Origin of the sequence: Hymenobacter gelipurpurascens, from assembly GCF_900187375.1 — a bacterium.
GTDB classification, from domain to species: Bacteria; Bacteroidota; Bacteroidia; order Cytophagales; family Hymenobacteraceae; genus Hymenobacter; species Hymenobacter gelipurpurascens.
In genome coordinates this window covers 42,129-60,334 of record NZ_FYEW01000003.1, presented here as the reverse complement: position 1 = coordinate 60,334, position 18,206 = coordinate 42,129, and the positions used below count along the sequence as shown (strand labels likewise).

Genomic DNA, 18,206 nt, shown 5'->3' with positions numbered 1-18,206 from the left:
GTGGTTTCCTTGTCTAATGCAGATGCATTCTTAGGCCTTATTCTACCGTTGCGACAAATGCTGCTGCCATTTCCAGGAGCTGGCCAGAGCCTCTTCCAAAGTAGCGCTGGTCTTGAAGCCTAGCTCGGCGGTAGCTTTTGTTACATCGGCATAAATAGCGGGCACGTCGCCGGGGCGCGGCGGGCCGATTTTGTAGTTAAGCTTTACGCCCGTCGCCCGCTCAAACGCCTGCACCACTTCCAGCACCGAGTTGCCATGGCCCGTACCTACGTTGAAGGTTTCGATGGTTTCCCCCTTTTTATCCAGCAAACGCTGCACAGCCACCACGTGCGCCTTGGCCAGATCTACCACGTGCACGTAGTCACGGATATTGGTGCCGTCGGGCGTATCGTAGGTGTCGCCGTTAATGGTCAGCTGCTCCCGGATACCAGCAGCGGTTTGGGTTACGTAAGGCACCAGGTTTTGCGGTACGCCCAGTGGTAGCTCCCCAATCTCGGCAGAGGCATGTGCACCAACGGGGTTGAAGTAGCGTAAGAGAATAGTGCGCGACGTCTGACCTGGTACGGCTGCTATATCCTGCAGAATGTCTTCGCACATCTGTTTGGTAGCACCATAAGGCGAGTTGGCTTTTTTAGTAGGAGTCTGCTCCGTAACGGGCAATTGGTCTGGCGTACCATACACTGTGCACGAAGAGGAGAACACCAGCGCCTCTACCCCAAACTCGCGCATCACCGAAACCAAGGTCAGCAAGGAGCCTACGTTGTTGCGGTAGTACTCCAATGGCTTCACCATCGACTCTCCTACAGCTTTAAAGGCCGCGAAGTGGATCACACCCCGTAGGTTGCCTTCTTCCGCAAACACGGCGCGCAGCGCTTCCTCGTCGTTACAGTCGATGTTATGAAACGGCACTTTCACTCCCAGAATCTTCTCGATACCTCCCAGCACTGACTCTTGCGAGTTGCTGAAGTTATCAACGATGACTGGCAGAAAGCCGGCGTTATATAGCTCTACCGTTGCGTGCGAACCAATATAGCCTGCGCCGCCCGTTACCAGGATTTTCGTGCGTTCCATGTTCAGGTGAAATAAGAATTAGATAATGAAACAGTGGCCTAGTGAGTTATGCCGTCAACTCACTAGACCATTGTTTTACCGCTACAAACTCCAGTAAGTGAGGTCCTGAATCTGGTTGCGGAACAGGCCTTTGATATCCACCACTACAGCCGGCTGGTTGGTGATTGACTTGAAGTAGTCCTCATCCAAGGTTGTGTAGGCCAGATGGCTAACGGCGACAATGATAGCATCGTAATCCGTCCGCACTTCGTCGGCAGGTGTCAGACGGAAACCGTACTCGTGGTGAAGCTCCTCAGAATCGGCGTGGGGGTCAATGATATCTACGTTAACGGAGAAGTTCTTCAGCTCCTGAATTACGTCGGCCACTTTGGAGTTGCGGATATCTTCCACGTTTTCCTTGAAAGTAGCGCCCATTACCAGCACGCGGCCTTTGGAGACATCCTTGCCCTGCTTGATCATGGTCTGCACCGTCTTGCGGGCGATGTAGGCCCCCATGTTGTCGTTAGTGGTGCGGCCCGAAAGAATCACTTTGGCATCGTAGCCCAGCTCTTTGGCCTTGTAGGTCAGGTAATATGGATCGACGCCGATGCAGTGACCACCCACTAGGCCAGGGGAGAACTTCAGGAAGTTCCACTTGGTACCGGCAGCTTCCAGTACCTCGTAGGTATTGATGCTCATGCGGTCAAAAATCATCGACAGCTCGTTCATCAACGCAATATTTACATCGCGCTGAGTGTTCTCGATGATTTTGGCTGCCTCTGCTACTTTGATGCTGCTGGCCCGGTGCACACCGGCTTTTACTACCAGCTCGTAGGTTTTGGCTATTTCTTCCAACGACTCGGCATCGCAGCCGGCTACTACTTTCACGATGCTGGAAAGCGTATGCTCTTTGTCGCCGGGGTTGATGCGCTCTGGGGAGTAGCCTACTTTGAAGTCATCGGGAAATTTCAGGCCCGAGAGTTTCTCCATTACGGGGATGCAGTCTTCCTCGGTGCAGCCAGGATATACAGTGCTTTCAAACACCACATAGTCTCCTTTTTTGAGCACTTTGCCTACGGAGGAAGAAGCACCCAACAGAGGCTTCAGATCGGGCTGAGCATGTTCGTCGATGGGCGTAGGCACGGCCACGATGTAGAACGTGGCCTCGCGCAGCACGTCCAGCGAATCCGTGAACTCAATATCGCAGCCTTCGAAATCTTTGGCCTCCAGCTCGCCGCTAGGGTCAATATTGTTGCGCATTTGATCTACGCGCTTCGCATTGATATCGAAGCCGATGACTTGAATTTTGCGGGCGAATTCGAGGGCGATAGGCAGGCCTACGTAGCCAAGGCCAATGACGGCCAGCTTGGTTTGCTTCTGAAGGAGTTGCTCGTACACGGGTAGGGACTTAGAAACTTGAGAGCTAAAACGGAAAAAGCTACTAGCTTATGATTCGAGATTAATACGGGAAACCTGATGGTTGGTCAGGTAATATTGTTGGCCGCTTTCCGGGCAGGTGGCCAGACCTGCAGCATTGAAAGTTAATGGGTGCCCCTGTTCGCTCATCCAGCCACGGGGCCGGGCGGGGTTTCCGTAGGCCAGCACATAAGGTGCCACACTGGTAGTTACCACGGAGCCAGCCCCGATAAAGGCATATTCGCCCAAGTGGGTTCCACAAACAATCGTGCTGTTGGCGCCAATACTAACGCCTTGCGCCACAATAGTAGCCTGGTACTCATGACGACGCGAAACGGCAGAGCGGGGGTTGAGCACGTTTGTAAAGACAACGGAGGGGCCGATGAACACATCATCGGCGCACTCTACGCCAGTATATAGGCTAACGTTGTTCTGCACCTTCACATTACGGCCTAGTCGCACCCCATCGGCCACAAATACATTCTGACCCAAGGAGCAGTTCTCCCCCAACTCAGCGCCCGCACTTACGTGCGAAAAATGCCAGATTCGGCAGCCATTGCCAATGCGGCACCCTTCGTCAAGGATAGCAGTGGGGTGCGCAAAGTAAGCCAAAGGCTCGGGCATGCCGGGAGGGTTGGACAGAAGAAATTCAGCCGGCAAAGGTAAGGGTTTTGGCAGTTTGATTGGGTAGAAGTTTGAACGGATGCGAGTTAAGCCTTTGTGGAGAATTCTGAAGGCCTTTAAACCCACCCGTACATAGGGTCCGTTTTTGCTCTCCACGAAGTACGTGGGCGCAACTTCTTTTCTCTCAACTGGCTAGCGAGTGGCCCTGGCCATCCGGTCTTTACCGAAAATGTCGGCATGTACTTCTACCTGCGTGTAGCCCAGTTGGCGCAACATGTCGGCGGTAGCGACGGCGTACTGTTCATTTATCTCAAAATAAAGTGCTCCGCCTTCGCGAAGCCACTGCTGGCCTAGGGCCGCAATCCGTCGGTAGAACAGGAGCGGATCATGGTTCGGGACGAAGAGGGCGGTGGCAGGCTCAAACTGCAGCACATTAGGCCGCATCTGGAGGCGTTCTTCTTCCAGCACGTACGGCGGATTGCTTACCAGCACATCAAGCGGAGCAGGCAGGTGTGGTTCGGCGGTCAGAATATCTACCTGCTGAAAGTGGATAGGCACGGCATAGGTAACCGCATTGCGTCGGGCTACGGCCAGTGCCTCGGTCGATATATCGACGGCCGTGAGGCAGCTGCCGGATAGGCCTAGGCCGAGCGCAATCGGGATGCAGCCTGAGCCAGTGCCTATATCCAGAATCCGTAGGCCACTTCGCCCCTGCTGCTCCCGCAGAATCATCGCTACCAGCTCTTCCGTTTCGGGGCGCGGAATGAGGGTGGCGGGAGTTACTTCCAGCTCTAGGCCAGCAAAATGCGCGGTGCCCAACACGTATTGCAACGGCTCGTGGGTCAAGAGCCGGGCCTGCAGCTGCGGCAGGTGCTCCAGGACCTGCTCCGATACGGGCTCGTTTGCATTCATCCGGCGCTGCAGGGGCGAGAGGCCTAGCACATGCTCCAGCAGCAGCCCGGCCATTGAGTCGGCTTCGGCTGGCGGATAAATGGCTTGCAGAGCCGTGGAAAGATCGGAGGTAATCTGGCGGAGCGTGGGCATCCGGCAAAGGTAGCCAACTGCCGCGGCGTAGTGGAGTGGCCTAGTGGCCTAGCGCTCGAGGCTGGCTCGCTCCACTAGTTTTGTATCTTCACCCCCCCCACCAACTGCCGAGCTATGCCTACTCCCGACTTCGACCTGCTCATGATGCGTCGTGCCCTCGACCTGGCCCGCCTGGGCACGGGCCACGCCCGCCCAAACCCTATCGTCGGGTGCGTTATTACCTATGACGGCCGCATTATCGGGGAGGGCTGGCACCAGCAGTATGGCGGACCGCACGCGGAAGTAAATGCCGTAGCGGCCGTGGCAGAGCCGGAGCTGCTGCCCCGCAGCCGGGTGTACGTGACGCTGGAGCCATGCTCCCATTTCGGCAAAACCCCACCCTGCGCCGACTTACTTATTGAGAAAGGCGTGGCAGAAGTAGTTGTCTGCAACCTCGACCCGAACCCGCTGGTGGCCGGCCGGGGCATTGCCAAGCTCCGCGAGGCAGGCATTCAGGTAGAAATCGGGGTGCTGGAGGAAGAAGGACGCTGGCTGAACCGTCGCTTTTTCACGTTTCAAGAGCAAAAGCGGCCGTATGTAGTGCTGAAATGGGCCGAAACAGCCGATGGCTATCTGGCCGGCCCCTACTTTCAGCCGGTAGCTATCAGCGGGGCGCTGGCGCAGGTTATGGTGCACCAGTGGCGCACGGAGGAGCAGGCCATTCTGGTGGGTACCCGCACAGCCTTGCACGACAACCCTCGCCTGAACGCCCGCGAATGGCCCGGTCAGGACCCTATTCGCCTCGTCATCGACAAGAACTTGTGTTTGCCTCCCACGCACCACTTGCTTGATGGTAGTCAGCCCACCGTGGTCTACACCTATCGAGAGCGAACCAACATGCCTAACCTGGACTTCATGACTCTGTCGGAGGCCGATGACCTGTTTCCGCAGATTCTGCACAACCTCTATGAGCGCAATGTGCAGTCGGTGCTGGTGGAGGGCGGGCCCACGGTGTTCAACTCGTTGCTGAAAGATGGCCTCTGGGACGAAGCGCGCGTCATCAGAAGCCCGAAGCAACTCAAAGGCGGCGTGACGGCTCCGCACCAGGGTCTGACTGGCCTACACGAGCAATTCAGGGTCGGGGAAGATGAGGTGTTCGTTTACCATCGGCTCTAGGCCACCTCAAGTCTGGCTGCCCGCCATACCTTTGCTGTGTTGGCTTGTTTACCCAGCACTTATTCTATCCTTTTTCCTTGAGCAATGGCCGAAGAACTGCACCTCGACACTACCCTTAGCAAAACCGAGCAATACCGCCAGCTCCTCCCCCAAATTGAGGCCTTAACCACGGGTGAGCCCGACCTGACGGCCAATCTGGCTAATACGGCCGCGGCCCTGCGCCAGGCATTTGGCTTTTTCTGGGTGGGTTTTTATCTGGTGAAAGACGACGAGCTGGTGCTAGGCCCCTTCCAAGGCCCCATTGCCTGCACGCGCATCCGGCGCGGCAAAGGCGTATGCGGTGCCAGCTGGGACCGGGCCGAAACCATTCTTGTGCCCGATGTGGAGCAGTTTCCCGGCCACATTGCGTGCAGCTCCGATTCGAAGTCGGAAATCGTAGTGCCTATCCTGAAAGACGGACAGGTTGTGGCAGTGCTGGACGTGGACAGCGACCAGCTCAACGATTTTGATGCCGCCGATCAGCAGGCCCTGGAGCAACTTATGCTATCGGCGGCCCACTGGTTTTAACCCACTTACCCTTGCCGCCTGATGCGCAACGTTGTTCTCTACATCGCCGCCAGCCTTGATGGGTACATTGCCTCCTCCGATGGATCGGCAGACTGGCTGCCGACTCCTCCGCCCGGCGAGGATTACGGCTACGAAGAGTTCCTCTCTACCGTGGATGCTACCTTGCTGGGCCGCGTAACCTACGAGCAGGTGCTCACCTTTGGTGAGTGGCCCTACCCCACGCTCACCAATTATGTGTTCACGCATCAGCCGCCTACCGAGGCCGCTCATCCATCGGTTCAGTTTGTATCAACTGACCCCGTAGAATTTGTGCAGCTGCTGCGGCATGAGCCGGGTGGCACCATCTGGCTAATTGGGGGCAGCACTCTGGCCGCGCCCCTGCTTGCCGCTGGACTGGTAGATGAGCTAATGCTCTTTACAGTACCTCTGCTGCTAGGCGCCGGCATTCCGCTCTGGCATCCGCAGAAACATCCGCAACCATTGCAGCTCTTGCGCACGCACACCTGGCCCGATGGCCTGACGTTGCTCCACTACCGGTTGCTGAAAGTGGCCTAGCGCATAAAAAAGCCCTCCTGTAATTGTACAGGAGGGCTTTTTTATGCGCTAGGCCAGTTGTTATCTAAAACAAAGAAGGAGCTTCCGTTTTGAGCTGGGCAATGATGGTCTGGCCACCCTTTACTTTCTCGCCGATCTGGACTTTCACTTCCGTATCCACGGGCACGAAAATATCCACGCGGGAGCCGAATTTGATGAAGCCGAACTCTTCGCCCTGGCTTACTTCGTCACCTTCATTCACGTACCACACAATGCGGCGGGCCATGGCGCCCGCAATCTGGCGAAACAGCACGAACGGACCAGCTTCGGTTTCTACCACCACCGTGGTGCGCTCATTTTTGGTGCTGCTCTTGGGGTGCCAGGCCACCAGGTAGTTGCCCGGATGGTATTTGAAGTAACGCACAATGCCCGAAATAGGATTGCGGGTGATGTGCACGTTAATCGGCGACATGAAAATGCTGATTTGCTTGCGCACATCATCAAAATACTCTGGCTCCAGCACGTCCTCAATCACCACCACTTTCCCATCGGCCGGGGCAATAATCAGGTCTTCGTGAGTGAACAGACGACGGGCCGGGCTCCGGAAAAACTGGAGCAGTGCCAGAAAAACGACGACCGAAATGCCCGCAAAGATTTTATTAAAATCGTCGTAGCTAGCATTATAGCGAAAGAGCAGTAAGTTGACGACCACCAGGGCCAGCAACGTAAAGAACAGAATACGTCGTCCTTCTTTGTGAATTTTCATAAATCACTGATTTGCGCTGAATACGTGAATTTCGCTTCTTCAGACGCTTTTTCCAGAAACAGAGCCCAGCAGACGGATGATTCCATGAAGGAAACGACTTGCCTACTTGCATAAAGATAGCCCGAGCCACCGGCCCGGGCTATCCGGAAACAAATATAGTTAGTTCGGGCTCACAGCCCAGTTAGCTACCAAAAACGCTTCCTTTTAAAAGCAGTTGGTTGCTGGAACTGGCCTAGAAACCGCCACGGAACTTGTACGTCTGGGCTACTTTATCAATAGCTACCACGTAGGCCGCAATGCGCATCGGGATGTTGTACTTCTGGCTGGTGGCGTACACTTTCTCAAAGGCATCGTTCATGATCCGGTCGGCGCGCTCGGTCACCATTTCCTCGGTCCATTTGAAGCCTTGGCGGTTTTGCACCCACTCGAAGTAGGACACCGTTACGCCGCCCGAGTTGGCCAGAATATCCGGTACCACCATAATACCCTTCTCATTGATAATAGGGTCAGCGGAGGCCGAAGTCGGGCCGTTGGCACCTTCCACAATCAGCTTGGCTTTAATGTCGTGCGCGTTGTGCTCCGTGATAACATCTTCTACCGCCGCAGGCACCAGCACGTCTACCTCAGACGTGAGCAGGTCGTCGGCGTCATCCATGAGTGTAGCACCGTTGAAGCCGTCGAGGCGGCCTTTGTGGGCATTTTTGTAGGCCACGGCTTCATCAATGTTGATGCCGTTATCGTTCCAATAAGCGCCACTGATGTCAGAAATGCACTTGATTTTTACGCCTTGCTCACTGAGCAGCTTGGCGGCCCAGGTGCCCACGTTGCCGAAGCCCTGCACAGCGGCCGATGCTTGGTGTGGATCCATGCCCAACTTCTTCATAGCGGCCAGCGCCGATACCATCACGCCACGCCCCGTAGCCTCTGTGCGGCCCAATGAGCCGCCCATTACCAAGGGCTTGCCGGTTACAACAGCAGGTGAGGTAGCGCCTACGGTTTTGGAGAACTCATCCATCAGCCACGCCATTTCGCGGGGGCCAGTACCCATATCAGGAGCTGGAATGTCGCGGTCGGGGCCAAAAACGTCTTTCATGGCCAGGGTATAGCCACGGGTGAGGCGCTCAATTTCGCCGGCGCTCATGGTAGTGGGGTCGCAGATGATACCGCCTTTGGCACCGCCATAAGGCAAGTCAACTACAGCGCACTTCCACGTCATCCAGGCGGCCAGGGCCTTCACCTCATCCAGGTGCACATTCTTATCGTAGCGGATGCCGCCTTTCGAAGGACCCAGAATGGTGTTGTGCACCACGCGGTAGCCTTCAAATACGCGCACTTTGCCATTGTCCATTGTGACAGGGATGTGCACAATTACCTGCTTGTCGGGGGCTTTGAGGACGTTGTAGGTTTCGTCATCGAGACCCAGAATTTCCGTGGCCACGTTGAAACGCGACATCATGGACTCGAGGGGATTTTCGGCATCTACGCGAGGAGCCGGTTCTTTGTACACCGTGGTGGCAGCCATACGGGGTTAGGGTTGGGGTGGGTGAGGAAATAAAAACGGCGACGAAAGGCGGTGGGAGCCCGTTGTCGCGCACAAAATCAGGTGGTCAAAGGTAGTAGGTTTATGCCATACGCAAGGCGAACCGGGTGGGGTGCATGCTGGCCTAGCCCTACTCTTAGGCCACTCGCAGGCACAAAAACAGCACCAAACACGCGTTAGTCTGGCTACTATTTATATTACTTCCCTAATGAATACAGAAAAGCCCGCAGAAACCTATCTGCGGGCTTTTTAAAATACACTGTGAACGTTATGGAAGTGGCCTAGCCAAACACCAGCTGTAGCAGCGCCAGCACCGGCAGAATAAACAGAAACGCATCGAACCGGTCGAGTAATCCGCCATGGCCGGGCATAATTTTACCGGAGTCTTTCACATCGACGCTGCGCTTGAGCATAGACTCAGCTAAGTCGCCGAGCGGGCCGAATACGGCCACTACGCCTGCCACCACCAGGCGGTAGGCCAAGGAAAGCTCCGGCAGCAAGTAGCCCAGCGCCCAGCCCATGGCCAGCGTCAGCAGGAAGCCCCCGATGGCGCCTTCCCAGGTTTTGCCGGGTGAGATTTTTGGGGCCAGCTTGTGCTTGCCGAAGGTTTTGCCCGCTGCGTATGCCCCAATATCCGACGACCATACCAGCAGCAACAGCGCGAAGATGCGGCGGTAGTCGTAGCTGGCCCCACCACTAAAGGCCACCAGATTCAGCAAGCTCATCGGCAAGCTCACGTAGAGCAGGCCTAGCAGTGCTACCCCCACATTGGAAAAGGGCGCAAACGGCTGATTTTCTCGCGGCCAGGCATACATTTCCCGCAGAATCAAGATAACTGGCAACAACAAGATAATGCCTAGTAGCATAGGACCAGCAAAGCGCACTGCATTGCTGGCTACTATGTGAAAGGCAGGGTCGCTTGAACCAGCAACATTTTTTATGCTTACTACTGCAAACGCGCCGATGAACAGTAAAACACTAATACTCCCGCCCAACAATGCTGCCGGCTTATAACCTGCCTTCTGCATCATCCGGTAAAACTCCATGAGCATCTTGGCCTGCACGGCCGCGAAGAACAGCGCAAACGTCCAGGAGCTATACCACACGCTGCCCAGCAACATGGCCGCCCCAATGAGGCCGAAGATGATGCGTTGCGCCAGATTGGACATGGGCGGCTTACCAGCCGCGGGTTCGGTGGCCGGGGAAGGAATGGGGGCGGAAGAAGTGGGCAAGGACGAGGGAGATTGGAGAGTTATGGGGGCAAAGCAAAACCCAGAGTGGCGTACGCGTTGCCGCTAGGCCACTATAGAATAGCTCCTTATTTATTTTCGCGGGTGATATCTACGCCGTGGTGGCTGAGGGTGCGGGCGGCAGTGGGCGTTTCGGGGGAGGCTACGGCAATGCCTCCACTGCTGAGCGTGTGCATTTCGGTGGGCAGCTCGTCGGCTTGCGGCGCCTGCATATAGCGGCGCAGTACCCATAACAAAGCCGCGCAAAAGATTAGGGAAAGCAGCATCATAGGCCAGGGCAGCGCCTGCGTGGAGTCGGGGTCGAAGGCGGTAGCCGACCACTGCCGCTGCTGAATGTAGAGCAGCACTATCTGGAAGGCATTCTGGGTGAAGTGGGCCGCCATAGGCACCAGAATGTTGCCACTCCACTCATACAAATAGCCCAGCACCAGGCCTAGCACAAAGCGAGGCACAAACCCCAGAAACTGAAAGTGGATGGCACTGAAAATAGCCGCCGCCAGCCAGATGCCACCATGCCGGCCCACCCACTGCACGAGGTTGCGCTGCACCACACCCCGGAAAAACAGCTCCTCGCTTACGGCCGGCACTACGGCAATAACCAGCAGGGCAACTAAAAACCGGCTGAACGAGGTGAAACGAGTGAGAAACCGCGTAATGACCTGGGCCTTTTCTTCCAGCTCTCTGGCCTTCACTTCCCAATCGTGCAGGAACGCCGGAAAATGCACGTGCGCGTTCCAGTCAATCAGCCCCGACATAAAGGGCAGACTGGCTATAATCAGGACCATCGCCGCCAGCAGCCACCAGAAGGGCACTGGCCTACGCGGCGCAAAATAATCAGCCAGCTTAAACCCTGTCAAAGAAGCCATTACCATGGCAGCTCCACCAAATGCACCCAGCAGCAACAATCCCTGGCTAAGCATCGAAATGCCCCAACCGTTCGGATAATACTGCGGAGATTGCTGCACGTTGCCAATCTCTAAGAGGCCTACGCCGAACAGCAAATTGCTGCAAACGGCTATCAGCAACATCGACAGGCTGAAGGTCGCTACCAGCAGCACCAGGAGCAGCGCCAGGTTGGCAAGGGGATGCAACCGGCTGGAGACGAAACCTTTCATAGGGTGGTAAGAGTTGGAAGTGTCGTAAATTTGCGCAAAATACTAGAATAGCCTGCCGTGGTACACATCCGCAATATTGCCCTGCCCGATTTCCCGTTGTTGCTTGCCCCCATGGAGGACGTTTCGGACCCTCCGTTCCGGGCCGTGTGCAAGGAAGGAGGCGCCGATTTGATGTATACCGAGTTTATTTCTTCGGAAGGACTCATTCGGGCGGCCGCTAAAAGCCGCCAGAAACTGGATGTGTTCGACTACGAGCGGCCCATCGGCATTCAGCTGTTTGGCTCCGATGTGGAGACAATGGGCGAGTGCGCCCGCATCAGCACCGAAGCCGGCCCCGACCTCATCGATATCAACTACGGCTGCCCCGTGAAACAGGTGGCCTGTCGCGGCGCCGGTGCCGCTCTGCTCCGCGACATCCCCAAGATGGTGGAAATGACCTCGGCCGTTGTAAAGGCCACGCACCTGCCCGTGACGGTAAAAACCCGCTTGGGCTGGGACGACTCTACCAAGAACGTGGAAGACGTAGCCGAGCGCCTGCAGGATATCGGGATTGAGGCTCTGACGGTGCACGGCCGCACCCGCGTGCAGATGTACAAAGGCGACGCTGACTGGGACCTGATTGGCCGCATCAAGAACAACCCGCGCATCAAAATCCCCATCTTCGGCAACGGCGACATCGATTCGCCCCAGAAAGCCGTGGAGTATAAAAACCGCTACGGCGTAGATGGTGTGATGATTGGCCGAGCCGCCATCGGTTACCCCTGGATTTTCCGGGAGGTGAAGCACTACGCTGCCACGGGTCAGCTCCTGCCGCCACCCACGGTAGAAGAGCGCGTGCAAGCCTGCCGCTTCCACTTCGAAAAAAGCCTAGAATGGAAAGGCCCCCGTGCCGGTGTGTTTGAAATGCGCCGCCACTACGCCCAGTACTTCCGGGGCCTGGAAGGAGCCCGCCAGTGGCGCACCCGCCTAGTAGACAGCAACGACCCGGCAGAAATCCACGGCATCATGGACGAAATCATTGCCGCCGAGCCGATTCTGGTGGGCTAGGATTTAATTAGACCGTCATGCTGAGCGCAGTCGAAGCATCTCTACCGCTGGCTAACTCAATCGTGAGGACGAAGCGGTAGAGATGCTTCGACTGCGCTCAGCATGACGGTCTTTTTGCGGCTCTTTCTCTTTTCTCGTTCTCCCCTCCCTTCGCTCTATCACCACCCAGCCCCACATGCCCTCCTCCCCTGCCCCGGCCGTTACCTCTGCTCCTGCTCAGCCAGCGGTTGCGGGGCCTCCACCTCATCGCACGCCGGCGTCGGCTTGGGTTCTGCTGCTGGTGCTGGCCACTATTTGGGGTACTTCTTTCATTCTGATGAAGAAAGGGCTGGTGGTGTTTTCGGCGGTGGAGCTGGGCGCGGCCCGGGTGAGTGTAGCGGCTATTCTGCTGCTGCCGTTTGCCCTAAAGCATATTGGCAAAGTAGAGCGCAGCCGGTTCAAATGGCTGGTGCTGAGCGGCGTGGTGGGCACCCTCATTCCGGCCTTCCTGTTTGCTTATGCCGAAACCCGGATGGCGTCTGGCCTGGCGGGGGTCCTGAATGCCCTTACGGCTGTATTTACGCTGGTGGTTGGGGCCGCTTTCTTTGGGCAGAAACTGACTGGCCTACGCGTGTTTGGGATAGGCCTAGGCCTGGCTGGTACCGTGGTGCTGATGCTGCTAGGCGGCAGCGGTGGCGATGCCACGCCGAGCGGCGAGAGCAATGCGTGGTATGGCCTTTATATTGTGCTGGCTACGCTGGGCTACGGCTTCAGTGTCAACATCATCAAGCACCATTTCAGTGGCATTCCGGCGCTGGCTGTCACGGGGTTGCTGCTCCTGTTTATTGGCGGACCAGCCCTAGCCTACCTGCTGCTGGGCACCCAGTTCCTGCATAAGCTAGCCACCGTACCCGGCGCCTGGACGGCCTTCGGCTACATTGCGCTGCTGGCCACCATGAGCACAGCCGTAGCCATGGTGCTGTTTAACAAGCTCATCCAAAGCTCCACGGCTCTGTTTGCCGCCTCCAATACCTACCTGGTCCCGATAATGGCCTTGGGCTGGGGCCTGCTGGATGGCGAACAGTTTAACCTCTGGCACCTGCTGGGCATGCTGATTATTCTGATCAGTGTAGCCATTATTCATCGGGCGAAGTAATGGGAATGAAGTAAAGAGGCACATCATCCTGAACCCCACGAAGGACCTTATCAAATAGAAGCGACTGGCCTAGGCCTGCTTCAAGCAGTTGGTTTTAGTACGCCGTTTACTTCCTCCACCTCGCCGCGTTCCAGTAGGCCAGCCAGGGCGGGCTCCAGCTGCTGACGCATTTCCTCTGATAGGCGGTTGAAGCCCAATAGGCGCACAGTAGGCAGAAACACGGCCTCGCGGGGAATAGCAAAGCTTTGCTCTACTACGGTGCGCAGGGCGCGGGCTAGCTCCTCGGGAGCTACGAACGGCAGCTTGCGGGATATGGTGGGCAGATTGCTTCGGTCGCGGAGAGGCGGTTGCTGCATGGTATTTTCCCACAAAAAGTCGCCCTGGCGGCGCAAGTGGCGTAGGTTTTGGGCCAGCAGGGCGGCATCCTGTACCGATTTCCGGATACGTGCTCCTACCTGGCTGGCTCCGCTAGCCAGCGCCAAGCGGCGGGTAGCTTCTTCCAGATGCACCGGGCTTTCGATGCGCACAACGGAAGTAAGCCAGTTGGCTAACTGGCCTAGGCTGTGCTGGTGCAGTTCCCGGTGGCCTACCGCGGCAGGCAGCTGCGCCATCTGGTAGGGCTCGGCCAGGGTAACGGGGGTGGCGTGGGATTCTTCTCGCTCAATGCCAGTAAGTTCCAGTGGTACTACAGCCGTTTCCACTTCCTCCGGCTCATCAGAATCGTCGAGGGTGGCAAGGCGGCGGGCTTCTTCAATAGCCTGAATGGCACGCTCGGTTTCGGCAGCGGGGCTGCGAAACCAGTCTGTGCTCCAGATGCGGTGCAAGCGCCAGCCCACGGCTTCCAGCACCTGCTGGCGCAGCCGGTCCCGGTCGCGGGCCGAGCGAGCACTGTGGTACATGGCCCCGTCGCACTCAATGCCCAACACGTAGCGCCCGGGCTGGTCGGGGTCCACTACGGCCAGATCAATATAAAAGCCCTGGCTGCCGATCTGGGGCCGCACCTGATAGCCCCGGGCTGTGAGGGCGCGGTATACTGCCTCCTCAAACGGCGACTCCATGGCCCGCCCGGTTTCCTCATTCTGGTTCAGGCGGCCATGCTGGGCGAAGTTGAGGAAGGTTTTGAGGGCCGCCACCCCTTTGGCACGTGTACGGCTCAGGTCTAGGTCGTCGGCGGTGAGGTTAGTGAAGATTTCGCAACGCTGCTTGGCCCTCGTGATGAGCACGTTCAGGCGCCGCTCGCCACCTTCGCCGTTCAGCGGCCCAAAGCTCATGGTGAGGTAGCTCTCCTTGGTGCGCCCGTAGCCCACGCTGATTAGAATTACGTCGCGCTCATCGCCCTGTACGTTTTCCAGATTCTTGACGAAAAACGGCTCGTGGGGGTGGCGATTGAAGAATTCCTCCGTTTCGGGGTGTTGGCGGCGCAGCTTCTCCAGCGCGTCCTGAATTGCTTGCCGCTGAGCCGTGCTGAAGGCTACCACCCCCAGCGTGAGGCGCGGCGTGGTGCGGGCATGGTGTAGCACCGCTTCGGCCACGGCCTGGGCTTCCAGCGGGTTGGTGCGGGTGGTGCCGCGCTCGTAGTGGGTGTTAGCCAAATGATGGTACACCAGCCCGAGCTGCCCCTGCCCGCCGGGACTGGGGAAGATGACCAGCTTATCTTCGTAAAACAGATGGTTGGAAGCCGCAATCAGGCTTTGGTGCAGACTGCGGTAGTGCCAGCGCAGCATCCGCTCGGGCATCTGGCGAGCCTTGCACAGCTCCAGAATACTCTGGATATCAGCTGTTACATTTTCCTCGTCAGCCTCCTCACCGCTGCCCGTCAAAGAATCAAAGAATGAGGTGGGCGGCAACTGCTTAGAGTCGCCGACTACCACCAGCTGCTTGCCGCGGGCAATGGCGCCCAGAGCATCCACGGGCTTCACCTGACTGGCTTCATCAAACACCACAAGGTCGAACTCCACGGCGCCGGGCGGCAGGAAATTGGCCACCGACAGCGGCGACATCATGAAGATGGGCTTGATGGCCTGCACTGCCCGGCCCGCCTGCTGCATGAGCTTGCGCAGGGGCAGGTGGCGCGTTTTCTTGGCGAATTCATTGCGCAGCAGCAGCATTTGCCCACCTGCCTGCGGGTGCGGCAGCTGCTCAAAATGCTGGCGCATGGCCCGCACCCGATGATGGTACAGCGCGTCGCGGTCGGCTTGCCGGAAGCGGGCGGCGGTTTCTTCGTGGCTGGTGCGCTCGAACTGCCGGAGAGCGGGCTGCTCGTAGGCCAGTTTCTGGAGGTACTCCAGCCATGTCTGGCGCACGGCACCTACCAGATGCCGGGCGGCTGGCCCCCAGCGTTCGGCCAGGGTCAGTAGTTCCGGCAGCCCCTCCGCTTGTACGCTGGCGGCTACGTTGTTCCACTCCGTACTGGCGCGCAAAGCGGGCAAATCGGCGGCCCAACTGGCTAGTATTTCCAGCTGATTTTCAAATGATTGAAACTGCAGCCGCCCATTGGGCCCGAAGCGGCGGGCTTCGTTTAGCTGCAGGCCCTCCACTACGGCCTGCAGGGCGGTGCGCTGCCCTGCCAGGGCGGTTTCCAGGGCGGCTAGCGGGGCCATGATGTGGTCCGGAGAAGCGCCTTGCTGCAGGTAGGCCAGCAGCGCCGTCGGCAACTCACCCCGGGAAATTCGCTGGTGCGTCAGGGTCAGGTACTGCTGCGCTTTCATCAGTCTAGGCCAGTCGGAACGCAGCCCTTGCCAGTTCATCGTCCCAAAAAGCTGCTGGCCTAGGCCACTCGCATCCGTGATAGTTCGGGCATGACGGGAGGCTTCGTGAATCGCATCTATGACCACAACCAGCCCATCCGATTCCTTTGGCAGCGGACCGCGCCATAGGCTTTGCAGGCGCTTGCGGGCGCGGCGGTAGTCGCCGTTGAGGAAGTTCCACCAACTGTCGCCGGCGGTTAACAGGGACGCGCGTTCTGAGAGCAGCTGCTGGTCCCAGGCTTCAGGCAGCAGCGTAGCTTCGTGCGCCTGTCGCAGGGCAGTGTAGGCCACTCCGGCCTGCAACAATTCCTGAATTGTGCTGACTTGCTGCAGCCAGGCGCTATCGGCCACGGTCATGCCGGCCAGCGGCGGGGCCAGTTGGGCATGTCGGGCAGCGGGCAACAGTTGCTCGGCGGCCGTTCGCTCGGCGGGCATGGTCAAACCTAAGTGTTCAGCCAATTTTTTCGCGGCTTCCTGCAACGTACTCAACGCTGCTTGTGCTTCACGGAGTTGGGTGGCAAGAGCGGCCTGATCGGCGGGGAGCAGCACCGTCAGTTCGCTGCCCCAGAACAGCAGCTGTTGCGGCACCCCGATTTTCTGCAGAACAGCTTGCAGCTGGGCCGCCAGGGTTTCGGCGTGGGCAGCTTTGGCATCCGTCCAGGTGGCGAGGTCCGGAAACGGAATGCGCGGCAGTTCTACACCCTGGTTTTCTTCGCGCAGCTGTAGCAGCTCGCCCGTCACCTGCTGGGCCGTACGCCGGCTGTGGCCTAGCGGCGCATTCACGGCCAAGGCATAGTTATTCAGGGCTGTTCGGTAGCGTGGCAGTTGGGCCATTTGGTCTTCTACCAGGGCGGCCGTAGCGGGCCGGCCCAGGCTAAGTGTGGCTTTCAGCTCCTCGTGGAGGGCTTTTTTGTTGGCTTTATGGCTGTGCAGCTCCAGGCAGGCGGCGCCCAGGCCTAGGGCGTCCAATCGGCGCTTTACCACTTCCAGCGCCGCCATTTTTTCGGCCACGAACAGCACCTTTTTGCCCGCCCCAATGGCTTCGGCCAGCAGGTTGGCAATGGTCTGCGACTTGCCGGTACCGGGCGGGCCCTGCACCACTAGGTTGCGGCCTTCCTGCACCGCCAGCAGCGCCAGCAGTTGTGAGCTATCGGCATCAAGCACCTGGTGCAGCTCATGTGCGGCGCTTTCCGTGTCGAGGAAAGCGGTGTCGTCGAGGCTGGGTGGGGCATCCTGGAAACCGGTATCGGTGCCCAGCAGCGCCTGAATGGCGGAATGGTCGAGCAGGGTGGCTTCGCTAGGCCAGTTGGCGGGGTCCAGGTCGCGGTAGAGCATAAACTTCCCGAAAGAGAAGAAGCCCAGGGCAATCTGCCCCGGCTCTACCTGCCAGCGGGGCAGCCCCTGCACGGCTTTTGCCACTACAGCCAAGTAGGCCTCCACGCCAGCCTCTTCGTCCCACTCGGGCAAGCTCAGTCCGAAGCTGGCTTTGAGCTTGGCCTGCAACGAGAGGTTGCCTTCCACCTCGGCGCCAGTGTGGCGCAGCTTAAACCGCTCGGCAGCGGTACCCCGTTCCAGCAGCACGGGCACCAGCACCAGCGGGGCCCGGCGCGCCTCCTCGCTGCTGCTGTCTTCGTACCAGGTAAGCATGCCCAGGGCCAGGTACAGAATGTTTACGCCCTGCTCTTCCAGGCTGGTGCGGGCGGTGTAATACGTATTGAGTAAGCGGCTCTCTAGCTTGGCCAGCGACTCGGCAGTCTGCAGCTTGTTGTTGGTGAGCAAGGCCTGCCGCTCCGCTTCGGTTGGTCGTTTGACGAGCGGGGTTTCCAGTGCTGGCTCCGCCGTTTCCTCCTCGCCTTCCAACGTTTCGGAGGCTGAAAGCAAAGTAGCCGGGGTTTCATCGGCTTCCAGCATCCCGCTCGCGGAGTGGCCTAGAGCTGCGGGCGCCACTGCTTCGGCGCTTGTTTTCTGCTTGGCTGGTTCGGGCGCGGCCTGGAAGTACATGGTTTTGCCTTGGCGCACCAGCATCTCGTACACCGCCGCTGCCTCTTCCTGCACCACGGCCACGCCCTGCGCTTTCGAAAGCCGAAAGTTGAGCAGCGGATTGCGCAAGCCCAGATCTAATAATTCCTGACGCGAGGCTTCCAGGCGGGTGGCTAGGGAGGAGGCAAATAGATCAGCCGACATACTGGTGCAGAAAACGGGTAGCAGATAGGCAA

Annotated in this window: 14 protein-coding genes; 5 read left to right on the top strand and 9 right to left on the bottom strand. The window is 58.2% G+C overall.

The features are described 5' to 3' along the window. Positions 1-42: 42 nt before the first annotated feature. The 4 genes from galE to prmC form a co-directional block, all read right to left on the bottom strand. Positions 43-1,071 carry a UDP-glucose 4-epimerase GalE gene (gene galE, locus CFT68_RS18560; RefSeq protein WP_088845179.1) on the bottom strand — a complete coding sequence of 343 codons (1,029 nt, stop codon included), beginning with the start codon at positions 1,069-1,071 and terminating at the stop codon, positions 43-45. Positions 1,072-1,152: 81 nt separating this feature from the next. Continuing rightward, entirely contained in the window at positions 1,153-2,448 is a 1,296-nt protein-coding gene (locus tag CFT68_RS18555) for a nucleotide sugar dehydrogenase (protein WP_088845178.1), read from the bottom strand. A 48-nt stretch (positions 2,449-2,496) separates the two neighbouring features. Further along, positions 2,497-3,090, bottom strand: coding sequence for an acyltransferase (locus CFT68_RS18550; RefSeq protein ID WP_212590443.1), 594 nt, complete (start codon positions 3,088-3,090; stop codon positions 2,497-2,499). Positions 3,091-3,282: 192 nt separating this feature from the next. After that, positions 3,283-4,134: a peptide chain release factor N(5)-glutamine methyltransferase gene (gene prmC / locus CFT68_RS18545; protein WP_088845177.1), complete on the bottom strand. Its 852-nt coding sequence runs from the start codon at positions 4,132-4,134 to the stop codon at positions 3,283-3,285. Between the two features lie 114 nt (positions 4,135-4,248). Between prmC and ribD the strand changes: the two genes are divergently transcribed. From ribD to CFT68_RS18530, 3 genes are all read left to right on the top strand, one after another. Next, positions 4,249-5,289: a bifunctional diaminohydroxyphosphoribosylaminopyrimidine deaminase/5-amino-6-(5-phosphoribosylamino)uracil reductase RibD gene (gene ribD / locus CFT68_RS18540; protein ID WP_088845176.1), complete on the top strand. Its 1,041-nt coding sequence runs from the start codon at positions 4,249-4,251 to the stop codon at positions 5,287-5,289. An 84-nt stretch (positions 5,290-5,373) separates the two neighbouring features. Next, a complete protein-coding gene (locus tag CFT68_RS18535; protein ID WP_088845175.1) occupies positions 5,374-5,856 on the top strand; it encodes a GAF domain-containing protein in 483 nt (160 codons plus the stop codon). Between the two features lie 21 nt (positions 5,857-5,877). After that, complete coding sequence (locus tag CFT68_RS18530) at positions 5,878-6,411, top strand: dihydrofolate reductase family protein (RefSeq protein ID WP_088845174.1); 534 nt, start codon at positions 5,878-5,880, stop codon at positions 6,409-6,411. A 64-nt stretch (positions 6,412-6,475) separates the two neighbouring features. Here CFT68_RS18530 and CFT68_RS18525 read toward each other — a convergent pair whose 3' ends face one another. The 4 genes from CFT68_RS18525 to CFT68_RS18510 all read right to left on the bottom strand — a co-directional run bounded on the left by CFT68_RS18525 (position 6,476) and on the right by CFT68_RS18510 (position 11,061). Continuing rightward, complete coding sequence (locus CFT68_RS18525; RefSeq protein WP_088845173.1) at positions 6,476-7,156, bottom strand: phosphatidylserine decarboxylase family protein; 681 nt, start codon at positions 7,154-7,156, stop codon at positions 6,476-6,478. A 232-nt stretch (positions 7,157-7,388) separates the two neighbouring features. Beyond that, positions 7,389-8,678 carry a Glu/Leu/Phe/Val family dehydrogenase gene (locus tag CFT68_RS18520; RefSeq protein WP_088845172.1) on the bottom strand — a complete coding sequence of 430 codons (1,290 nt, stop codon included), beginning with the start codon at positions 8,676-8,678 and terminating at the stop codon, positions 7,389-7,391. A gap of 299 nt (positions 8,679-8,977) precedes the next feature. Then, positions 8,978-9,928, bottom strand: a complete 951-nt coding sequence (locus tag CFT68_RS18515; protein ID WP_088845171.1) for a phosphatidate cytidylyltransferase — start codon at positions 9,926-9,928, stop codon at positions 8,978-8,980. 86 nt (positions 9,929-10,014) lie between these two features. Beyond that, positions 10,015-11,061, bottom strand: coding sequence for a CPBP family intramembrane glutamic endopeptidase (locus CFT68_RS18510; protein ID WP_088845170.1), 1,047 nt, complete (start codon positions 11,059-11,061; stop codon positions 10,015-10,017). Positions 11,062-11,118: 57 nt separating this feature from the next. Between CFT68_RS18510 and dusB the strand changes: the two genes are divergently transcribed. Together dusB and CFT68_RS18500 are read left to right on the top strand one after the other, a co-directional pair. Continuing rightward, a complete protein-coding gene (dusB, locus tag CFT68_RS18505) occupies positions 11,119-12,108 on the top strand; it encodes a tRNA dihydrouridine synthase DusB (RefSeq protein WP_088845169.1) in 990 nt (329 codons plus the stop codon). 175 nt (positions 12,109-12,283) lie between these two features. Next, a complete protein-coding gene (locus CFT68_RS18500; RefSeq protein WP_088845168.1) occupies positions 12,284-13,243 on the top strand; it encodes a DMT family transporter in 960 nt (319 codons plus the stop codon). An 80-nt stretch (positions 13,244-13,323) separates the two neighbouring features. Here CFT68_RS18500 and CFT68_RS18495 read toward each other — a convergent pair whose 3' ends face one another. Further along, positions 13,324-18,174 carry a DUF3320 domain-containing protein gene (locus CFT68_RS18495; RefSeq protein WP_088845504.1) on the bottom strand — a complete coding sequence of 1,617 codons (4,851 nt, stop codon included), beginning with the start codon at positions 18,172-18,174 and terminating at the stop codon, positions 13,324-13,326. Between the last annotated feature and the right edge of the window lie 32 nt (positions 18,175-18,206).